Source organism: Winslowiella sp. 2C04 (assembly GCF_050037805.1).
Classification (GTDB): Bacteria; Pseudomonadota; Gammaproteobacteria; order Enterobacterales; family Enterobacteriaceae; genus Erwinia; species Erwinia toletana_A.
Genome location: NZ_CP188300.1, coordinates 1,243,174 through 1,264,524, shown reverse-complemented (window position 1 = coordinate 1,264,524; position 21,351 = coordinate 1,243,174). Strand labels below are relative to the sequence as shown.

Genomic DNA, 21,351 nt, shown 5'->3' with positions numbered 1-21,351 from the left:
TTTGCTGAACATAATGGTAGCGCCTTAGTATAAATTTATTTTGCGCGTTGATTTGGATGCGGTGTATGCCCTGGTAAAGCACCGTATAATTGTAAGCCTGCCTTAGCTTTTACTGCAAATAGCTTTAGCGGTCCGATGCGGCTAATCGCAGGATTCCTTTCCTGCACCGCTGTCGCTAAACTGTTGGTCTGAGTGCGAAACGTCAGTGCAGCAATCGAAGAACGTTTCATCCTGCGGCCTGTCAAAACACTACTTTCTTGTTATGGGACTGATGCATGTTTAACCGGTTGAAGAAAAGTCTGGTCGCTTCATTAATCGCGACACTGCTGGCAAGCAGTGTCATCCCTTCCAGGGCTGATAATATGGTCGATTCACTGCCGGATATTGGCACCACCGCGGGTGGAACACTGTCGATAAATCAGGAGCTGCAAATGGGGGATTTTTATGTCCGCCAGCTGCGCGCCAGCGCGCCCCTGATTAACGATCCGCTGCTTAATGACTACATCAATCAGTTGGGTCAACGGCTGGTATCACACGCCAATTCAGTGCGTACCCCGTTTAACTTCTACTTAATCCGTAACGACGAAATTAACGCCTTTGCCTTTTTTGGCGGTAACGTAGTACTGCATTCGGCGCTGTTTCGCTATGCCGATAATGAAAGTCAGCTGGCGTCGGTGATGGCGCATGAGATCTCTCACGTTACCCAGCGCCATCTCGCGCGCGCAATGGAAGAACAGCAGCGCAATGCACCGCTCACCTGGGTTGGCGCACTCGGTTCCATTTTACTGGCCATGGCCAATCCGCAGGCAGGAATGGCGGCGCTGACCGGTACATTGGCCGGCTCTCGTCAGGGCGTGATCAGTTTTACGCAAAATAACGAGCAGGAAGCCGACCGTATCGGCCTCCAGGTATTACAGCGTTCGGGCTTCGATCCACAAGCGATGCCAGAATTTCTGCAAAAGCTGGCCGATCAGTCACGTTACGCTTCTAAACCACCGGAAATTCTGCTGACGCACCCCTTACCCGATAGCCGTCTGGCCGATGCGCGTAACCGTGCTAATCAGATGCGTCAGGTAGTGGTGGAGTCTTCACAGGATTTTTATATGGCTAAAGTGCGCGCACTCGGCATGTACTCAACCGGCCGCAATCAGCTGAATGACGATCTGCTGGAAAGCTGGGAAAAGGGCAATATCCGTGCACAGCAGGCGGCGCAATACGGCAAAGCGATTCAGTTTCTCCAGGCACAAAGTTACGCTAATGCTAAACGTATTATCGAACCGCTGCTGGCGAAACAGCCCGGCAATGTCTGGTATCTCGATATTATGACCGATATTGATATCGGGCTGAATCAGGCTCCGCAGGCGATTAAACGCCTGACTGCCGTTAGCGCCTCCGCCAGCAATCCGGTGCTGCAACTTAACCTGGCGAATGCCTATGTCGAAGCTAAACAGCCTGCCGCCGCCAGCCGCATTCTTAATCGCTACACCTGGGCGCATCCTAACGATCCTAACGGCTGGGATTTACTGGCGCAGGCCTCGGCTGCGCAGGGGTTGCGTGATGAAGAGTTGTCGGCACGTGCCGAAGGTCTGGCACTGGCCGGTCGCCTCGATCAAGCGATTACCACTCTGAGCGGTGCCAGTTCACAAGTTCCACTGGGAAGCCTGAAGCAGGCACGTTATGACGCGCGTATCGATCAGCTACGTCAGTTACAGCAGCGCTTCCGCCAGTATTCAAAATCGTAAGGGAAAATCGATGGTCACTATTTATCATAATCCGCGCTGTTCAAAGAGCCGGGAAACCCTGAATCTGTTGCAACAGCACGGAGTTACACCCGAAGTGGTGCTCTATCTCGATACGCCGCCGGATGAAGCGACGCTCAAGTCTTTGCTGCAACAGTTAGGGTTTAACAGCGCACGTCAACTGCTGCGTAATAAAGAGGAGCAGTATAAGCAGCTGAATCTGGCAGATGCATCTCTAAGTGAAGCACAGCTGTTACAGGCAATGATCGATCATCCAAAGCTGATCGAACGCCCAATTGTGGTGGCTAACGGCCAGGCGCGTATCGGTCGCCCACCTGAGCAAGTGCTGGAAATTCTGTAGGATTGTACTCTCAGTCGGAGGCTTGCGCCTCCGGCACTATAGATCGAGCGTCTCTTTAACAAAGGGAATGGTCAGCTTACGCTGAGCACTGATGGAGGCGCGATCGAGCTTATCCAGCGTATCAAATAACGTGCGCATTTCACGATCCAGCCGTTTCAGCAGAAAGCGACCGACATCTTCCGGCAGTTCAAAACCGCGCAGGTCTGCGCGCAGCTTAAGCGCCTGCAGCTTGTCTTCATCGGAGAGCGGTTGCAGCTTGTAAATCTGCCCCCAGTCGAGGCGTGACGCGAGATCGGCCAGTTTCAGATTAAGCTGACGCGGCGGACGATCGCCGGTAATCAACAACCGTGTTTTGCCGGTTTCGAGAATCCGGTTATACAGATCGAAGATCGCCATCTCCCACAGCTCATCACCCGCGATGCATTCAATATTATCGATGCATATCAGCGCCAGTTGCTCCATACCATCCAGCACTTCGGGCACAAACCAGGTGCGTTTATCAAGCGGAACATAACCGACCGCTTCGCCCTGTGCCGAAAGCTCCGCGCAAGCGGCATGCAGCAAATGACTGCGCCCACCGCCTTCGCGTGACCAGAAGTAGAAATAACTGCCATGTTCCTGATGCAGCGCGCCTTTTAGCGCAGCCAGTAGCGACGGATTCTCCCCTGGCCAGAAGCTGGCAAAGGTTTCGTCGTCGGGCAAATAGAGTGGCAATGAAAGCTGTGCCGGCGTGTTCAGAAGCACCTCAAGTGTGAACGGGCAGAAAACAGCAAAAGTTTATCACAACTTCTGTCTTTAAATGAAATGGGCAGCCTGAGCTGCCCACTGGTCGATCAATGCGGCGAATCATCTTCCGCATCCAGCACCTCTTCTTCCGGGCGCAGCACACTGATCGCTTTGAAGATCAGGCTTAATCCGACGCCAACAATGGTCGCCAGCGCCATCCCTTTCAGTTCTGCCGCACCAATGTGCACTTTCGCACCGCTGACGCCGATAATCAGGATCACCGAGGTCAGGATCAGGTTTTGCGCTTTGCTGTAGTCCACTTTCGATTCGATCAGTACCCGAATACCGGAGGCACCGATCACTCCGTACAACAACAGTGATACACCGCCCATCACCGGAACCGGAATCACCTGAATCGCGGCGGCCAGTTTACCCACGCAGGAAAGCAGAATCGCCAGAATTGCCGCACCGCCAATGACCCAGGTACTGTAAACGCGGGTAATCGCCATCACGCCAATGTTCTCGCCGTAAGTGGTATTCGGCGTTGAGCCAAAGAAACCGGAGAATACGGTCGAGATACCGTTAGCAAACATCGAACGATGCAGGCCCGGATCTTTCATCAGGTCTTTTTTAACGATATTCGCCGTCACCACCAGGTGACCAACGTGCTCGGCAATCACTACCAGCGCCGCAGGCAAAATGGTAAAGATGGCAAACCACTCAAAGCGTGGCGTATAGAACGTTGGCAGCGCGAACCAAGGCGCATCGCGCACCGGCGTCCAGTCAACAATGCCCAGTACAAATGACAACGCATAACCAACCAGCACACCAATCAGAATCGGGATTATCGCCATAAAACCGCGAAACAGGACCGAGCCAAAAATCGTCACCGCCAGCGTTACCAGCGAGATAATCACGGTTTTGCTGTCGGCAGAACTGCCATCAGCGGGCAGCAGGCCGGCCATATTGGCAGCCACTCCCGCCAGTTCCAGCCCGATGACCGCGACGATTGCGCCCATTGCCGCTGGCGGAAACATCACATCCAGCCAGCCGGTACCGGCTTTTTTCACAATCAGCGCCACCAGGCAAAACAGCACGCCGCACATAATAAAACCACCCAGCGCCACTTCGTAACCCAGCGGTAACAGTAACAGTACCGGAGAAATAAAGGCGAAGCTGGAACCAAGATAAGCGGGAATTTTGCCTTTACAGATAAACAGGTACAGCAGCGTACCAATACCGTTAAACAGCAGCACCGTTGCCGGATTGATATGAAACAGAATCGGCACCAGCACCGTTGCGCCAAACATGGCAAACAGATGCTGGAAACTGAGTGGAATGGTCTGGAGCAGCGGTGGCCGCTCACTAACGCCGATGGCGCGACGAGTCATGGTATCCCCTTGAGATGTTATTTTTGCCATAAAAAAGCCGACTCTGCGGTCGGCTTCATTTTTTTAAGAAGTTATTTGGTTCCGAAAATCTTATCGCCGGCATCACCGAGCCCAGGAATAATGTAGCCTTTCTCGTTCAGCCCCTGATCGACCGACGCGGTATAGACTTCAATATCCGGATGCGCTTTCTCCAGCGCCGCCAGCCCTTCCGGCGCGGCAACCAGCACCAGAACTTTAATACTGTTACAACCGGCTTTTTTCAGCAGATCGATGGTGGCAATCATTGAACCGCCCGTCGCCAGCATTGGGTCAACGACCAACGCCAGACGCTCTTCAATATTTGACACCAGCTTCTGGAAATACGGCACCGGCTCCAGCGTTTCTTCGTCACGATAGACGCCAACAACACTGATACGCGCACTAGGTACATGCTCCAGCACCCCTTCCATCATGCCAAGACCGGCACGCAGAATCGGGACGACGGTAATTTTCTTACCTTTGATCTGTTCGATCTCAACCGGACCATTCCAGCCTTCAATGGTGACTTTTTCGGTTTCCAGATCCGAGGTAGCTTCATAGGTCAGCAAACTTCCCACTTCTGAGGCGAGCTCACGAAAACGCTTGGTGCTGATATCATGCTCACGCATCAGGCCCAGTTTATGTTTGACGAGCGGGTGTTTGACTTCCACGATCTTCATTGTTGTTCTCCCGGAGTGGTTAGCGGCAAAAAAAATCGCGGGATTATACCGCCTTTTTTTCAGCACGCCATATGACTTGAAGCAATTAAGATCAATTAGCTAAGGATTGTCTAAAATTTAGCGATACGCAATGTCAGCTAAGATGAGACTCGCAAACGTTTGCCTGCGCTGATAGAATTGCCGCGCTTTAATTTCAAACCACCAACCGCAACCGCGTGGGGATTTCGCAGTGACCGACAAGACCTCTCTCAGCTATAAAGACGCCGGCGTAGATATCGATGCTGGTAATGCTTTAGTCGATCGTATTAAAGGCGTAGTGAAAAAGACTCGTCGCCCGGAAGTGATGGGTGGACTGGGCGGTTTCGGTGCCCTTTGTGCGCTGCCGCAAAAATACCGCGAACCAATTCTGGTTTCCGGCACTGACGGCGTCGGCACCAAGCTGCGTCTGGCAATGGATCTGAAACGCCACGACAGTATCGGTATCGATCTGGTCGCCATGTGTGTTAACGACCTGGTGGTTCAGGGTGCTGAGCCGCTGTTCTTCCTCGACTATTATGCTACCGGCAAACTGGATGTGGACACCGCAGCCAGCGTAATCACCGGTATTGCTGAAGGCTGCCAGCAGTCTGGCTGTGCTCTGGTCGGCGGCGAAACCGCTGAAATGCCGGGCATGTACCATGGCGAAGATTATGACGTGGCGGGTTTTTGCGTCGGCGTGGTGGAAAAATCAGAAATCATCGACGGCAGCAAAGTGCAGGACGGCGATGTACTGATCGCGCTGGGTTCAAGTGGCCCGCACTCTAACGGTTATTCACTGGTGCGCAAAATCCTCGAGGTCAGCCAGACCGAACCGGAAACCACCCAGTTGGAAGGCAAATCGATCGCCGATCATCTGCTGGCTCCGACCCGCATTTACGTGAAAAACATTCTCAGCCTGATCGAACAGGTTGATGTGCACGCCATTGCTCATTTGACCGGCGGCGGCTTCTGGGAAAACATCCCACGCGTGCTGCCAGACAACACCCAAGCCGTGCTGGAAGAGTCAAGCTGGCAGTGGCCCGCCATTTTCAGTTGGATGCAGCAGGCAGGTAATGTCAGCCGTCATGAAATGTATCGCACCTTTAACTGTGGCGTCGGTATGGTTATCGCGCTCAGCCCGGCAGATGCCGACAAAGCGGTGCAGTTAATGACTGATGCTGGCGAACTCGCGTGGAAGATCGGCGTGATTAAAGCTTCCGATGCTGAAGAGCGTGTGGTTATTAATCCATGAAAAAGATAGTCGTGCTGGTTTCCGGAAACGGAAGTAATCTCCAGGCCATTTTAGATGCCTGCCAGCAAGGACAAATCAACGGCAGCATTGCTGCCGTTTTCAGTAATAAAGCCGACGCTTTTGGTCTGGAACGCGCACGCGCCGCCGGCATTCCCGGCCATGCGCTGGAAGCCGCCCAGTTTTCTGACCGTGAAGCTTTCGATCGTCAGCTAATGCTGGAAATCGACGCTTACGGCCCGGATTTAGTGGTGCTGGCGGGCTATATGCGCATTCTCAGCCCGGCATTTGTCGCGCATTATCAGCAGCGTCTGCTGAATATCCACCCTTCGCTGCTGCCGAAATATCCCGGCCTGCACACCCATCGCAAAGCCATTGAAAACGGTGATGATCAGCACGGCACCTCGGTGCATTTTGTTACCGATGAGCTGGACGGTGGCCCGGTGATTTTACAGGCTAAAGTGCCGATTTTTGCCGGTGATAGCGAAGAAGCAGTCAATGCCCGCGTGCAGCAGCAGGAATATGCTATCTATCCACGGGTTGTCAGCTGGTTTATCGATGGTCGCCTGACCATGCAGAATAATGCCGCCTGGATGGACGGTGTAAAACTGCCTGCCGAAGGTTATGCGATTGACTAAATGAGAACAGGCCAGCAATGGCTGGCCTGTTACTCTTGCTGCTCTGCTTTAATCTTTAACCATACCTGCCCGTAATATAATCCTCAGTACGACGCGCCTGCGGTGTGGTAAACAGATCGTCGGTCTGCGCAAACTCCACCACGCTGCCATTATGCATAAACGCGGTGTAGTCCGAGACGCGTGCCGCCTGCTGCATGTTATGCGTCACCAGAATAAGCGTGAAATGCTGCTTTAGCGTGGTCATCAGCTCTTCAATCACCAGCGTCGAGATTGGATCGAGTGCCGAGGTTGGCTCATCAAGCAGCAACACCTCCGGTTCAATCGCCACGGCACGTGCAATCACTAAGCGCTGCTGCTGACCACTGGAGAGCGTCAGCGCATTCTGCCGCAGACTGTCTTTAACCTCGCTCCACAGTGCCGCAGCGCGCAGCGCGCGCTCAACCGCTTCATCCAGCACCCGCCGGTCGCGCACGCCCTGTAATCTCAGTCCGTATACCACATTTTCATAAATCGACTTGGGAAAAGGATTTGGCCGTTGAAATACCATACCCACGCGGCGGCGCAGAGCGGAAAGGTCGCCAGCATTTTGCAGAATCGACTGCTGCTCCAGCATAATATCGCCTTCCACCCGACAGCCATCAATCAAATCGTTCATACGATTAAAGCAGCGCAGCAGCGTCGATTTGCCACAGCCGGAAGGGCCAATCAGCGCGGTAATACGGTTTTTCGGTAACCGCAGTGAGATATCTTTCAGCGCCTGTTTATCGCCATACCACAACGACAGCTGATTCAGTTCCAGCGCCGTTTCTGTTGCGGCAAAATCCACGGTTGAATGCATTACAGTGTCCACAGTTATTGCACCAGCGCACGATAGCGCTCGCGCAGGCGATGGCGCAAGCCCATCGCCGCCAGATTCAGTCCTAATACAATGCTTACCAGTAACAAGGCCGTCGCATAAACCAGCGGGCGCTCCGCTTCGGCGTTCGGACTCTGGAACGCCAGGTCGTAAATCTGGAAGCCAAGGTGCATAAATTTACGATCAAGATGCAGATAAGGGAAAATGCCGTCAATCGGCAATTCCGGTACCAGCTTCACTACCCCGACCAGCATCAGCGGCGCAGTTTCGCCTGCGGCGCGTGCCACCGCCAGAATCAGGCCGGTCAGCATCGCCGGTAATGCCAGCGGTAAGGTGATGTGCCACAGGGTTTCCGCCCGGGTGGCGCCCAGCGCCAGCGAGCCCTGACGCAAAGCGGAAGGGATCCGCGACAGCCCCTCTTCGGTCGCAACAATCACTACCGGTAACGTCAGCAGTGCCAGCGTTAGCGAGGCCCATAATAAGCCAGGGGTGCCAAAAGTCGGATTAGGTAGCGAAGCCGGAAAAAACAGCTGATCGAGCGTGCCGCCAATTAGCCAGACAAAAAAACCGAGGCCAAAAACGCCGTAAACAATCGACGGTACGCCAGCAAGATTCACTACCGCAATCCGCACCAGGCGCGTTAATGCATTGCGGTCAGCATACTCATGTAGCCAGACGGCAGCGATCACGCCTAACGGCATCACCATCACCGACATCAACAGCACCATCAGCACCGTACCAAAAATCGCCGGAAACGCGCCGCCATCCGACTGATTTTCGCCCGGTGAGTCGCTGATAAAATGCCAGATTTGCATGGCGAAATGCTGCCATTTTTGCCCAGACGTCATCGCATTCGGATACCAGGCGGCGACGATCTGCGTCAGCGGAATACGCTGCACGTTGCCACTGGCATCACGCAACAATAGCGCGCTGCGTTCAATTTCACTGTTAAGCGACGCCAGCCGCGCCGCCAGCCGGTTAAACTGGCGCTGTAGTTCGGCCCGCCCCGCCTGATGAATCGACTGCTCCTGCGCGTCGTACTGTTTCTCTTCACGCAACTCCTGCGCCTGTAGCTGCAGAGCTTCCAGCTGAGCATTCACCTGCGCCATCTCCACGCGACGAATATGCGCCGCCTGCTCCAGTTGCAGGCGAGTTTGCTGCAGCCGCTGTTGAAGCGCAGCTTTCATATTTTGCGCCACTAAAGGCTGAGTGCCGTCGCGCAAACCGGCAAACCAGCCATATGCGTTGCCACCCGTGCGGCGCTGCAACACGATAATCTCTTCCGGTTGCTGCCGCTGAGCGATATCGCTGGACAACAGCGTGCGAAAATCCGGCGCGGCAAAATCACGGTTGCCGGTTTTGATCAGATAACGCGTGACCGTTTCCGGTAACGACTCAGCGATGCGGCTACCGCTATCCTGCAACTGCTGGCGAGAAACCTGGCTGTGATTCACCACCTCGCCCAGTAACTGCACGTTGCCCGCAGCAGATTGATTAAGCGTGAACAGCGTTACCGGCTGGGGCCAGAAACCGCGTAATCCTTGCCAGGCCAGTAAGCTAATCAGCAGCAAAAACGCCAGCAGGCTGAACGCCACTGCACCGGCGGTTAACCAGCGCCAGCGGTCGTTCTGCGCCATCCACTTATTCATCCCTGCCCCTCATGCTGACCATAGCGCTGACGCAACCGCTGGCGCACCACTTCTGCCAGCGTATTCACCACCAGAGTAAACAACAGCAGCACCAGCGCGCTGAGGAACAGAATACGGTAATGTGCACTACCCGCCGCCGCTTCCGGCATTTCGACGGCAATATTGGCCGACAGCGTTCGCAAACCGTGGAACAAACCACCATCGGTAACCGGTGTATTGCCGGTAGCCATTAGCACAATCATGGTTTCCCCCACCGCGCGACCAAAACCGATCATCAGCGCGGCGAAAATACCTGCCGATGCGCCGGGTAACACCACGCGTGACAAGGTTTGCCATGGCGTGGCACCCAGCGCCAGTGAACCTTGCCCCAACGAGGCGGGAACGCTAAAAATTGCATCTTCTGCCAGGGTAAAAATCAGCGGCACCAGCGCAAATCCCATCGCCACGCCAGCAACCAGCAAATTGCGCTGCTCATAGCCGTGCGCCAGACGTTCCGCCAGCCCGCGGCTAAACAGCCAGCCGTCCAGTAAGGGCACCAGCCACAGCGTCAGCAGGCTGACCAATAGCAACAGCGGCACCAGTATCCACACCTCACGGCCATCGGCGCACAGCCGATGTCGCCAGCGCGGCGGCAAGCGGCGTGAGCCCCAGCCACAGAGCAACAGCGTTGCGGCCAGCACAAACGGCAGCAGCAGCACGCCGGACAGATGATCGGCAATACGTGGAGCCAGCCACAGCCCGGCAATCAGGCCCACCACCACGCTGGGTAGCGCGCCCATCATTTCGATAGCCGGTTTCACCCAGCGCCGCAGCGCGGGTGACATAAACCAGGCGGTATAAATTGCAGCAGCCAGCGCCAGCGGCGTGGCGAACAGCAGCGCCAACGCGGCGGCTTTCAGCGTGCCGGATACCATCGGCACCAGACTGAATTTTCCCTGGTAGTAATCTTCAGCCGCCGTCGATTGCCATACCCACGCCGGTTGCGGATAGTTTTCATACCAGACTTTCTGCCACAGACTGCGCCAGCTAAAATCCGGCAAAGGATTGTGCAAGCTGAAGTAGCGCCACTCACCCTGACTTTCCACCAGCAGTCCATTCCCCTGTGGTGCAAACTCGGCGGCAGTAATCCCGGCAGGCAGCGAATGCGAGAAAATCGCGCCGTCCTGTTTACTGGCAAATAGCGTAAGCTGGCCTTGCGGGCTGAGGGTGGCGAACACCCGGCGATGAGTTTCACTGAAGAACAGCGGTTGCGCCTTAGCGCCGGTAAAATTGCGGATAAAGTTAAGGTGCGGACCTGTAGGGCTGGCGATATCAAACCATTGCGCAATGCCGGATGGCCCGGCAAGCAACAACGAGTCACCGCCGCTTAATAGCAGCATTTCCTGCGGTTTTTCCTGCAGCGTGATGGTATCGCGCAGGGTAATATTGTCCGCCGTAATGCGCCAGACGCGCAGCAGATTATCTGCCAGCGCAAACAGCAGCTTTCCATCTGGCGTCAGCAGCAGCTGATCTGTCCCTGCCTGATTGATGGTCTGAATTTGCGGCGTCTGGTTGGGCTGTAGCCGTGCCAGCTCAATGGTATTATCGCTGGCGGCGGCAAACAGCCAGCGATCGTCTGCGGGATGCGCGACGGCGGGATGACGCAAAGACCGTGCTGAAATCGCCAGCGCGCGGTCGCCGAGCGGAAATTTCCAGCGTGGCTCATCTTCGCTGGCGGTAAAATCGGCGGTAATTAATTTAATACTGCCATCAGGCTGTAACAATGCCACCGCAGATTTATCGGCGGTAACCGCCGCCTGAACCGGGCCAGTGGCCAGCTGCAGTGCCGGTTCAGCCGGCTCGCCGCTGAGCGGAATAAAACGGGCGCTGCCATGCTGATCGATACGCCAGCCCCACTTGCCATTCAGGCCAATCGCCACCGCAGGTTGCGGTTGCCATAAAGCAAAGTGGCTGACTTGCTGGAGTGAAGGCGCAGTAAACAGCGGCGTCACTACCCAGATTAACCAGAAAAACAGCAGCATCATGACCAGCAGGATACCGACGCCACAGGCCGTGACCACGCGATGCGTCAGCCGGTCGAAAAATCGCCGCCTTGAGTCGCTGTATTGCACCGGAATATGGTTGTCGATCATGCCAGAAAAAGGTTCCGTTTCGCTTTGAGGCCGCTATGTTGCCCGTAGCCGCTTGATAAGACAACTATTGAGGTTGGACAATGCAGCCATACTCTCGCCATAATGGATTTGGACACCGGATACCTTGGTCCTGAATCAGCACATCGGAGTAAAAATGGGTCAGGAAAAGTTATACATTGAAAAAGAACTGAGCTGGTTATCTTTTAATGAACGTGTATTGCAGGAAGCAGCAGACAAGAGCAATCCGCTAATTGAGCGGATGCGTTTTCTCGGCATTTACTCCAATAATCTTGATGAATTTTATAAGGTCCGCTTTGCCGATTTGAAGCGCCGCATTCTGATAGGCGAAGAACAGGGTTCGCCCAGTACGCCGCGCCACTTGCTGAAAAAGATTCAGCAGCGGGTAATGAAAGCCGATCAGGAGTTCGACGGCCTGTATAACGATCTGCTGCTGGAAATGGCGCGCAACCAGATCTTTCTGATCAATGAGCGTCAGCTGTCGCCAAATCAACAGAACTGGCTGCGGCACTACTTTAAACACCATCTGCGCCAGCACATCACGCCGATTTTGATCAACCGTGATACCGATCTGACCGAGTTTCTGAAAGACGACTATACCTATCTGGCGATCGAGATTATTCGCGGCGAAGATATCCGCTATGCACTGCTGGAGATCCCTTCGGATAAAGTGCCGCGCTTCGTTAATCTGCCGCCGGAAACGCCACGTCGCCGCAAGCCGATGATCTTGCTCGATAACATTCTGCGCTATTGCCTGGATGATATCTTTAAAGGCTTTTTCGATTATGACGCGCTCAACGCTTACTCAATGAAAATGACGCGTGACGCCGAGTACGATCTGGTTACTGAGATGGAATCCAGCCTGCTGGAACTGATGTCATCCAGCCTGAAACAGCGTCTGACCGCTGAGCCGGTACGCTTTGTTTATCAGCGTGATATGCCGGATGCGATGGTCGAACTGCTGCGCGGCAAACTCAGCATCTCGAATTACGACTCAATTATACCTGGCGGCCGTTACCATAACTTTAAAGACTTTATTAGTTTCCCTAACGTCGGCAAAGCCAATCTGGTCAACAAGCCACTGCCGCAGCTGCGCCATATCTGGTTTGATGGCTTCCGTAACGGCTTTGATGCTATTCGTCATCGCGACGTGCTGCTCTATTATCCTTATCACACCTTCGAGCACGTGCTGGAGCTGCTGCGCCAGGCGTCGTTTGACCCGAGCGTACTGGCGATTAAAATTAATATTTATCGCGTGGCGAAAAACTCGCGCATTATTGATGCAATGATCCACGCCGCATATAACGGCAAAAAAGTCACGGTCGTGGTCGAGTTACAGGCACGTTTCGACGAAGCCGCCAATATTCATTGGGCAAAACGCTTAACCGAAGCGGGTGTTCATGTGATCTTCTCCGCGCCGGGCTTAAAGATCCACGCCAAACTGTTTTTAATCTCACGCCGTGAGAACGATGAAATTGTGCGCTACGCTCATATTGGCACCGGTAACTTTAATGAGAAGACCGCACGCATCTATACCGACTATTCATTACTGACCGCCGATGCGCGCATTACAAATGAAGTGCGCCGGGTGTTTAACTTTATCGAAAATCCTTACCGCCCGGTCAGTTTTGAACATCTGATGGTCTCGCCGCAAAACTCGCGCCGGATGCTTTATCAGCTGATCGATAATGAAATTGCCAATGCGCAGAACGGTATTGCGGCTGGCATTACGCTGAAAGTGAACAACCTGGTGGATAAAGGTTTAGTCGACAGGCTGTACACCGCATCAAGCGTTGGGGTGCAGGTTAATCTGCTGATCCGCGGTATGTGTTCGTTGATCCCGAATCTTGAAGGCATCAGCGATAATATCAAGGTAATCAGTATCGTAGATCGCTATCTTGAGCATGACCGGGTGTATATTTTTGATAACGGCGGCGATAAAAAAGTCTATCTCTCTTCTGCCGACTGGATGACCCGTAATATTGATTACCGTATCGAAGTGGCGGTGGCGATCCTCGATCCCACGCTGAAACAGCGCATACTGGATATTATTGGCATCCTGTTCAGTGATACCCTGAAAGCTCGCTTCGTTGATAAAGAGCTGAGTAATCGTTATGTGCCGCGTGGCAACCGCCGTAAGGTTCGCGCACAGTTAGCCATTTACGATTACATCAAATCCCTGGAACAACCTGAATAATTCACTATGCCAATATCCCATAAAAGTACGCCCAAACCGCAGGAATTTGCTGCTATTGACCTCGGTTCAAACAGTTTCCACATGGTGATTGCACGCGTGGTGGATGGTGCCATGCAGGTGCTGGGAAGGTTGAAACAGCGGGTACATCTGGCCGATGGGCTGGATGCCAACAATGTGCTGAGTGAAGATGCGATTCAGCGAGGTCTGAATTGCCTGGCGCTGTTTGCCGAGCGCTTGCAAGGCTTCAGCCCGGCCAATGTCACTATTGTCGGCACCCATACTTTACGTCAGGCGGTTAATGCGGAGGATTTTCTCCAGCGCGCCGCCGATGTCATTCCGTATCCGATCGAAGTGATCTCTGGTCATGAAGAAGCACGCCTGATCTTTATGGGGGTGGAACACACCCAGCCAGAGAAAGGCCGTAAGCTGGTGATTGATATCGGCGGTGGTTCAACCGAACTGGTGATCGGCGAAGATTTTGAACCCAAGCTGGTTGAAAGCCGACGCATGGGCTGCGTCAGTTTTGCCAATCTCTATTTCCCGCAGCGCGAGATCAGTAAAGAGAATTTCCGCCGCGCACGGCTGGCCGCCGCGCAAAAGCTGGAAACCCTTGCCTGGCAATATCGCCTGCTCGGCTGGCAGTTTGCCCTTGGCGCATCAGGCACCATCAAAGCAGCCTGTGAAGTGCTACAGGCAATGGGTGAGAAAGATAAGCTGATTACCCCGGAGCGCCTCGAAATGCTGTATGACGAGGTGATTAAGCATAAGTCCTTTGATGCCTTAAGCCTGCCGGGCTTGTCGGATGAGCGTAAAGCGGTATTTGTTCCGGGACTGTCGATTTTGTGCGGCGTGTTTGATGCGCTGGCGATCCGCGAGCTGCGCCTTTCGGACGGTGCGCTGCGTGAAGGTGTGCTGTATGAGATGGAAGGCCGTTTCCGCCATCAGGATATTCGTAGCCGCACGGCACAAAGCCTGGCGAATCACTACAACATCGACACCGACCAGGCCCGTCGGGTACTCGACACCACTGAGCTACTCTATCTGCAATGGAAAAATCAAAATCCAAAACAGGCCAATCCCCAGCTGGCAGCGCTGCTCAAATGGGCATCCATGCTGCATGAAGTCGGGTTGAGCATTAATCACAGCGGCTTACAGCGCCACTCCTCTTATATCCTGCAAAATACCAATATGCCGGGCTTTAATCAGGATCAACAATCACTGCTGGCGATGCTGGTACGCTATCATCGTAAAGCGGTGAAAGTGGATGAGATGCCGCGTTTTACCCTGTTTAAGAAGAAGCAATTTTTGCCGCTGGTGTTTCTGCTGCGGTTAGGTGCGCTGCTGAACAATCAGCGTCAGGCAACCACTAAACCCGACACCTTGCTGCTGGAAACGGATGATGGCCACTGGACGCTGACCTTCCCTGCCGGCTACTTTGCTCAGAATAACCTGGTACAACTCGATCTTGAGCGCGAGCAGGCGTACTGGGAAGATGTGGTCGGCTGGAAGCTGATGATCCAGGAAGCGCCGTAAAAATCCGGCACAGTTTAAAGCCGCCAGCAACGGCGATTCGAACCTCGCCGTTGCTGATAATGTCCGGCTATCATTTAATAACGGTTTTATTATGACAACCCCAGATACCCGCAACGATCTGTTCCAAAAGTATGCACTCAGCGCGCCCCATTCTGAAATCGTCGAGGCTGCCAGTCGCATTGCCCCCGGTAAAGCGCTGGATCTTGGCTGCGGCAACGGACGCAATACGTTGTACCTGAATCAGCAAGGCTATGAACTTACCGCCTGGGATAAAAATCCGCAGAGCATCGCCAAACTGAATCACATCATCGGGCAAGAGTCGTTAGACGGTATCAGCACCGATATTAAAGATCTGGATACCCTGCGTTTTAATGGCGAGTACCAGCTGGTGTTCTCTACCGTGGTCATGATGTTTCTGCAACCGGAAACCATCCCGCAGATGATTGCCGATATGCAGGCCAGCACGGTAAAAAATGGTTATAACCTGATCGTTGCCGCGATGAACACCGACGATTATCCCTGCACTCTGCCCTTCCCGTTCACCTTTAAATCCGGTGAGCTCAGCCACTATTACCGCAAATGGCATATTCTGAAGTACAACGAGGAAGTCGGTGAGCTGTTTAAAACCGACGAAAACGGCAACCGCATTAAGTTGCGTTTCGCCACCCTGCTGGCGCAAAAGGCTCCGACTAAGGATTGATATCAGGGTTAACTGCAGGGGCTAAGCTCGACAGGAGCTGCGGCATACTGATGGCATAGCCCTGCAAATAATCGACCCCGAGCTTTTTTAGCGCGGCGGCTATTTCATCTGATTCGACAAACTCAGCCACCACCTTCATTCGCTTCAGGCGGGCGACGCAGCAAATAGACTCGATAATATTATAATCGAGGCTGCTGGTCAGAATGTTGCGCACAAAGCTGCCATCTATTTTTAGCATATCGGCCTGCACTTCCTTCAGACGGGTATAGCTGGCATAGCCGGTGCCAAAGTCATCGATTGCCACCCGACACCCCAGATAGCGCAACTGATTGATCGAGCGATTTCCCCAGCTGAAATCACTGAGCATATGCGACTCTTCTACTTCAACGATCAGCTGCCACGGCTCCACATTGTAGGTTTTCAGCATGGTATCAATTTCACGCGCCAGGTACGGACGACACAAAGTGGAGGCAAAAAGATTAACCGAAAAGCGTGCCGCAGGCAGCGCCTCACGATGCTGATCGATAAAGCACAGCGTATGATCAAGTACCCAGCGGTCGATCTCCCAGCTCATGCCAAACTCGTGCACCACCGGCAGGAATACCTCCGGCTTCAGCTGATTGCCGTGAGAATCTACCATTCGCAGCAGGATTTCGTGATAGTCATCGCCGCGAAGCCCCTGTATACGCTGAGCCAGTAACACAAACTTATTGTCATCCAGCGCATGTTGCACTTCATGCAACATCGACAGTTTGTCTTTTACCTTGCGCTGCACCGGCACGCCCCCCTGCTGCAAATTCTCCGGCAGTCCGCTATTCAGCGACACTTCCGCCATCGCACTCAGCTCTCCCAGCAGTTCATGCAGATGGCTCACCGGCGGTCTGACGGTGCAAAAACTCAGCCCGACGCTCGGCTGCAGCGGTAAACCATCCCACGTCAGGCGATAGTTTTTTAGCCGGGTAGCAATCTCTTCGATACGGACCAGGTGGGTAGCGCTTTCCAGTTGCAACGCCAGATCAAATCCCGGTAACTGGTAGACGTCCTCTCCCGGGCGCAGCAAAGGACGGAGATGACCTGCCAGACAACGCTTATATTGAATGCGCAGTTGCAGACCATAGGTCCGACTTAACAGATCCAGTTCAGGTATACGCAAAAAGCACAGCGTAGACTGGGCGCGGCTCGCGAGATCGACATTAAGTGCCCGCAGATTGGGCAAGCCAATCACCGGATCGGTCAGCGCGGCGCGCCGGGATTTAAAAATAATCCGCCGCTGGCGGTTACCAATCGCCGCCATCATAAAAATAGTCAGGGTAAATACCAGCAAATTCGAGGAGATAATCGCCAGGTGCAGTAGCTGAGTCTGCATATCGACAAACTGCTCACGAAACTGATAAAGCGCCACCAGAATCAGTGACCAGCTGAGTGAGGTCATCAGATAGCCAAAGCGCATCGCGGCCCATAGCATCAGCGGCAGCAACAGCGTCAGGGTGTAATCACTGGTCAGCAGATTTTCCCGGTCAAGGCGGAAATGGGTAAGAATAGCCAGTATCACGGCCATCAGCATCGCCCAGCAGATTAATTCGCGCCAGGTCACCTCATCGGCGATTTGTCGCTTCAGGCGTCCCCATAGCAATGGGGCGAAACGGGGTCTTTTGATAATGCGAATCAACCAGTAGTAGACCTGCATCAGAGAAATACAGGAGAGTAGCAGCGACTGGTAGTTGATTAACGTTCGGATGGTAAAAGGATCCGGGGAAAAGATCCCGCTGGCTTCCGGCAGCACGCCCAGCGTCACCACGGTCTGTAGCAGGATCAGCATCAACGTCGGCAGAAAAAAACCCAACCAGAACAGACGAACCGGCATCATGCTGAATTCACCAAAACCGGCACTCCAGCGACTGCGCGCATGCATGCGGTAGCCGGTCCAGCTGATGCTCATCGCGGCCAAAAAGATGATGCTGGCAATCAGCGCCTGAGCCGGTGAGATATGCAGAATAAACCGGCACAGCAATGCGATACCCACCCCTGGCAGCGCCGCCCAGTCAAATACCATCAGCATCGCGACCATCATCGCCAGCGGCAGATAAATAAGATAGACATCACCGTCGGGAAGTTGCAGACGAGCAGAGAAATGACTGGAAAACGGCATCAGGATTAACGGCAGTATCAGCGGTAATCCCCACCAGCGAGTGCTGAACTGTTTAAAACAGAATTTTTTGCGCATATGCATCATCGTATATTGCAGAACCCGGCAAGCATTCCGTGCCGTTTTGCTGCTCTTCATCCTGAAGAAGCCCATTGGGGCTGGCCCGCCCCCGCGACGGGAGCTACCTGACATGCAACCAGGTCATTGCCAGTTTGACATAAATCAACTCATCATCAGATAAATTTTTGTACAGCCAACCTGTTTAATTAACGGCAGGTAATCAGGTGATATTTTTGCACGGTAAGCATCCGCAGCAGATTGACCTGGCCGCTATGCTGTGCCTAAATAACTAAGTCGCTTACTTTCGTAAGCCAACCACAGGAGCCCATTGCGTGCACAACGCTATGACTATGAAACGACACAAAAAAACGGGGCGGATGACGCGCATCGTATTGCTGATCAGTTTTATCATTCTGCTTGGACGTTTGATTTATTCCATTCCAGGCGCGATTGACCATCATCAGCAAAAAAAAGCGATGCCTGAAACATCGACAATCGCCACACCCGTCAATACTGAATAATGCTCTGCGTCACGTTATGATACGAGCGTTAAGTTGCCTTGCATGAGACAACTTACCCTCATTTCATACATTTTTTGTCGGCTTTAAGCCACTTTTGACGTGTTGCTCTACAGACACAAGGGATATTTATGTCTGCACCTGCTTCTCACGCCCAGCAGCTGGCTGAAATTCGTAGTCGAATTCTTAACCTGCTACTTAATAATAATGATTTAGTTGATACCCTGCTTGAACGGCCGCATAACGAAACCGATCTGGAAAAGCAGACGGTCGAACAACAAACCGAGGAACTGAAGCAGTCCATCACGCTGCTGCACGCCGCTGACCTCGCCGACATTCTCGAAGCGCTTCCCGAAGACGAACGCCAGGCATTCTGGCGTCTGATCGATAACGAGCGCCGCGGTCAGGTGCTGGTTGAAGCATCTGAAAGCGTCTGGGAAAGTCTGATTGAGGAGATGAGTGATAAAGCCATCCTGCAGGCGATTGAGCCGCTGGATATAGACGATCAGGCTTATCTCGCCAAATATCTCTCACGTGATTTAACCGGCCGCTTACTGACCTCGCTGGAACAGAGCCAGCGTGCGCACGTGCTGAACATGATGCATTTCGACCGCGATCGCGTCGGTCGCATCATGGACTTCAATTTGCTGACGGTGCGTGCCGACATCTCGCTGGCAACCGTGCAGCGTTTTCTGCGCCGCAAGAAGTCGATGCCGGACGGTACCGATAAACTGTTTGTCACCGATAAAAATAACGTGCTGCTCGGCGAACTGCCGCTGACCGATATTTTGTTGAATACACCGGATAAAAAAGTGTTCGAGGTGATGAATAAGCAACCGACCACTTTCCGGCTGGATGATAAAGCAGAAGATGCAGCCGGTGCCTTCGAACGTTATAACCTGATCTCAGCGGCGGTTATCGATCAGAAAGGTAAGCTGATTGGTCGTGTCACCATCGAAGATGTGGTGGATTTAGTTAACGAAGAGAGCGACAGCAATATCCGTAAGATGGGTGGCCTTAGCCCGGACGAAGATGTGTTTGCGCCAGTTAAAAAGGCGGTGCGCACCCGTTGGGCCTGGCTGGCGATCAATCTCTGCACGGCGTTTGTCGCCTCACGCGTTATTGGGCTGTTTGAAGCCACTATCTCGGAGCTGGTAGCACTGGCGGCACTGATGCCGATTGTCGCCGGTATTGGCGGCAACACCGGCAACCAGACTATCACCATGATTGTGCGCGCACTGGCGCTGCATCAGGTCGAGCCGGGTAACTTCTCATTCCTGGTCATCCGTGAATTAGGTGTCGCGCTGATTAATGGCCTGTTCTGGGGCGGCATTATGGGCGTGATTACCTGGCTGATGTATGACAATCCGGCATTGGGTGGCGTAATGATGCTGGCGATGGTGTTGAACCTTCTGCTGGCGGCGTTCATGGGCGTAATGATCCCATTAATTATGACCAAACTGAAACGCGATCCGGCAGTTGGCTCCAGCGTATTAATCACCGCGATAACCGATACCGGCGGCTTCTTTATCTTTCTCGGTCTGGCGACGGTGTTTTTACTGCACTAACCTTTAGCAACCCGTGGGGGGCAATCCCCCACGGGCTTCAGCTGTCCGGCTTTGCCAGATTATTATCACCAAGCTGGCCGATAAATGGTAAACGCAGGGTCAGCGGCTTAAAGCCGACACCAAGATTGATGCCAAGCACATTCACTTCCATCCCCTCCTCACCACTGATAATCACTCCCAGCACGCCCAACAGCGAGACTTGCAGCCCATTGCCTGACGGCGGCAATCCAACCGGATGCAGCAACGGGCGGTAATCTTTACCAATGGCGTTAGCCGGTAGATCCAGTTTCAGCCCGGGAACTTCCCGGCCGATATGGGCGAGGAAAGTGTTGCTGTTCGGTCCAGGCCAGGCATGGTAGGTATGCGGCCACGGATAACTTTTAATCGCGGCTTCAATTGCGGGTATCATCGCTTCGGCTGCCGCGCCGCGATGCTCAACCAGCAATCCTGGCTTTGCGCCATACCAGAAGCCATCCGGCGTGGCATAGTTGCGCCGCACCCGGTTATCACTGCCCCAACTGACCACTTCGTAGCGCTGATATTCGGTTTCACCGGCTTTTTTAAAAATAATCCATGGATGAACCGCGAACAGCCCTTTCCAGCCAAAAGTATGCGCGGCATAGACCTGAACAATCGCCGTACTGGCATATTGCTGCGGACTGGGGGCTATGCCGGCCGAATCACGCCGTGCCGACCACCAGTTTTCAACTTTTGCTCCTTCGTTACTGCGCATCGATTTAACCAGACTTTGGCAAAAAGAGAGCAACAGTACGCAAATAAAAACAGCACTCAGCACTTTAACTACATTCATAATTCAGCTGACCTGGATAAAACCATTAAAGTAAAAATTGTCTTCGCCTGCAGTAACAACCCACCGTTTTTCACTGCCAGATTTGTTACGGAAATTGAAGATGAAGGAGGATACACTAAAAAGATAACCACTTGATTTTAATGAATAAAAAAAACACCGATAAATCCAGAAAATAATCGATAGTTAATAATAAATTTTTTAAATCCTATTTCCGATAAACGTTAGCCTAAAGGTAAACATCATTGTCATCACAGAGTTAAAACAGAGATTTTAATAGTATAAGCCAGATGACGGCAGGATGTCGTTAATTAACCCTGTCAAATAATTATTTACAAACTGATAA

General features: G+C 53.2%; 18 protein-coding genes. 9 read left to right on the top strand and 9 right to left on the bottom strand.

What is annotated here, in order from left to right:
- Nucleotides 1–35: 35 nt before the first annotated feature.
- Nucleotides 36–230, bottom strand: coding sequence for a hypothetical protein (locus ACP3TC_RS05460; RefSeq protein WP_426817715.1), 195 nt, complete (start codon nt 228–230; stop codon nt 36–38).
- Nucleotides 231–275: 45 nt separating this feature from the next.
- Here ACP3TC_RS05460 and ACP3TC_RS05455 point away from each other — a divergent pair, with 45 nt between their 5' ends.
- Complete coding sequence (locus tag ACP3TC_RS05455; RefSeq protein ID WP_313853134.1) at nt 276–1,742, top strand: beta-barrel assembly-enhancing protease; 1,467 nt, start codon at nt 276–278, stop codon at nt 1,740–1,742.
- A gap of 10 nt (nt 1,743–1,752) precedes the next feature.
- A complete protein-coding gene (arsC, locus tag ACP3TC_RS05450; RefSeq protein WP_313853135.1) occupies nt 1,753–2,100 on the top strand; it encodes an arsenate reductase (glutaredoxin) in 348 nt (115 codons plus the stop codon).
- A 36-nt stretch (nt 2,101–2,136) separates the two neighbouring features.
- Here arsC and hda read toward each other — a convergent pair whose 3' ends face one another.
- The 3 genes from hda to upp all read right to left on the bottom strand — a co-directional run bounded on the left by hda (nt 2,137) and on the right by upp (nt 4,915).
- The gene (gene hda / locus ACP3TC_RS05445; protein ID WP_313853137.1) at nt 2,137–2,844 is read right to left on the bottom strand and encodes a DnaA inactivator Hda; all 708 of its coding nucleotides are present in this window, start codon (nt 2,842–2,844) and stop codon (nt 2,137–2,139) included.
- A gap of 89 nt (nt 2,845–2,933) precedes the next feature.
- A complete protein-coding gene (uraA, locus tag ACP3TC_RS05440) occupies nt 2,934–4,217 on the bottom strand; it encodes a uracil permease (RefSeq protein ID WP_313853138.1) in 1,284 nt (427 codons plus the stop codon).
- Nucleotides 4,218–4,288: 71 nt separating this feature from the next.
- Nucleotides 4,289–4,915, bottom strand: coding sequence for a uracil phosphoribosyltransferase (upp, locus tag ACP3TC_RS05435; protein WP_313853139.1), 627 nt, complete (start codon nt 4,913–4,915; stop codon nt 4,289–4,291).
- 229 nt (nt 4,916–5,144) lie between these two features.
- Here upp and purM point away from each other — a divergent pair, with 229 nt between their 5' ends.
- Both purM and purN read left to right on the top strand, forming a co-directional pair.
- Nucleotides 5,145–6,185 carry a phosphoribosylformylglycinamidine cyclo-ligase gene (gene purM / locus ACP3TC_RS05430; protein WP_313853141.1) on the top strand — a complete coding sequence of 347 codons (1,041 nt, stop codon included), beginning with the start codon at nt 5,145–5,147 and terminating at the stop codon, nt 6,183–6,185.
- Entirely contained in the window at nt 6,182–6,820 is a 639-nt protein-coding gene (purN, locus tag ACP3TC_RS05425) for a phosphoribosylglycinamide formyltransferase (protein ID WP_313853142.1), read from the top strand. Before purM ends, purN begins: the two co-directional genes overlap by 4 nt.
- 55 nt (nt 6,821–6,875) lie before the next feature.
- Here purN and pstB read toward each other — a convergent pair whose 3' ends face one another.
- The 3 genes from pstB to ACP3TC_RS05410 are packed head-to-tail and all read right to left on the bottom strand — an operon-like array spanning nt 6,876 to nt 11,457.
- Nucleotides 6,876–7,658 (bottom strand): phosphate ABC transporter ATP-binding protein PstB, encoded by a 783-nt coding sequence (gene pstB, locus ACP3TC_RS05420; protein ID WP_426817714.1) that lies wholly within the window; start codon nt 7,656–7,658, stop codon nt 6,876–6,878.
- A 14-nt stretch (nt 7,659–7,672) separates the two neighbouring features.
- Entirely contained in the window at nt 7,673–9,325 is a 1,653-nt protein-coding gene (gene pstA / locus ACP3TC_RS05415) for a phosphate ABC transporter permease PstA (protein ID WP_426817713.1), read from the bottom strand.
- The gene (locus tag ACP3TC_RS05410; RefSeq protein WP_426817712.1) at nt 9,322–11,457 is read right to left on the bottom strand and encodes an ABC transporter permease subunit; all 2,136 of its coding nucleotides are present in this window, start codon (nt 11,455–11,457) and stop codon (nt 9,322–9,324) included. The genes pstA and ACP3TC_RS05410 overlap by 4 nt, the downstream gene beginning before the upstream one ends.
- A 154-nt stretch (nt 11,458–11,611) precedes the next feature.
- Between ACP3TC_RS05410 and ppk1 the strand changes: the two genes are divergently transcribed.
- The 3 genes from ppk1 to tehB all read left to right on the top strand — a co-directional run bounded on the left by ppk1 (nt 11,612) and on the right by tehB (nt 15,905).
- Nucleotides 11,612–13,672: a polyphosphate kinase 1 gene (gene ppk1 / locus ACP3TC_RS05405; RefSeq protein ID WP_313853146.1), complete on the top strand. Its 2,061-nt coding sequence runs from the start codon at nt 11,612–11,614 to the stop codon at nt 13,670–13,672.
- A gap of 6 nt (nt 13,673–13,678) precedes the next feature.
- Nucleotides 13,679–15,205, top strand: coding sequence for an exopolyphosphatase (gene ppx, locus ACP3TC_RS05400; RefSeq protein ID WP_313853147.1), 1,527 nt, complete (start codon nt 13,679–13,681; stop codon nt 15,203–15,205).
- Nucleotides 15,206–15,296: 91 nt separating this feature from the next.
- The gene (gene tehB / locus ACP3TC_RS05395) at nt 15,297–15,905 is read left to right on the top strand and encodes a tellurite resistance methyltransferase TehB (protein ID WP_426817711.1); all 609 of its coding nucleotides are present in this window, start codon (nt 15,297–15,299) and stop codon (nt 15,903–15,905) included.
- On the opposite strand, the gene ACP3TC_RS05390 is transcribed toward tehB, so the two are convergent.
- Entirely contained in the window at nt 15,895–18,129 is a 2,235-nt protein-coding gene (locus ACP3TC_RS05390) for a sensor domain-containing phosphodiesterase (protein WP_313853150.1), read from the bottom strand. The two genes, tehB and ACP3TC_RS05390, sit on opposite strands and share 11 nt — an antisense overlap.
- A 314-nt stretch (nt 18,130–18,443) precedes the next feature.
- Between ACP3TC_RS05390 and ACP3TC_RS05385 the strand changes: the two genes are divergently transcribed.
- Nucleotides 18,444–18,632 (top strand): YfgG family protein, encoded by a 189-nt coding sequence (locus ACP3TC_RS05385; protein WP_313853151.1) that lies wholly within the window; start codon nt 18,444–18,446, stop codon nt 18,630–18,632.
- A 128-nt stretch (nt 18,633–18,760) separates the two neighbouring features.
- Entirely contained in the window at nt 18,761–20,197 is a 1,437-nt protein-coding gene (mgtE, locus tag ACP3TC_RS05380) for a magnesium transporter (protein ID WP_426817710.1), read from the top strand.
- A gap of 37 nt (nt 20,198–20,234) precedes the next feature.
- On the opposite strand, the gene ACP3TC_RS05375 is transcribed toward mgtE, so the two are convergent.
- Entirely contained in the window at nt 20,235–21,008 is a 774-nt protein-coding gene (locus ACP3TC_RS05375) for a DUF3750 domain-containing protein (RefSeq protein ID WP_313853154.1), read from the bottom strand.
- Between the last annotated feature and the right edge of the window lie 343 nt (nt 21,009–21,351).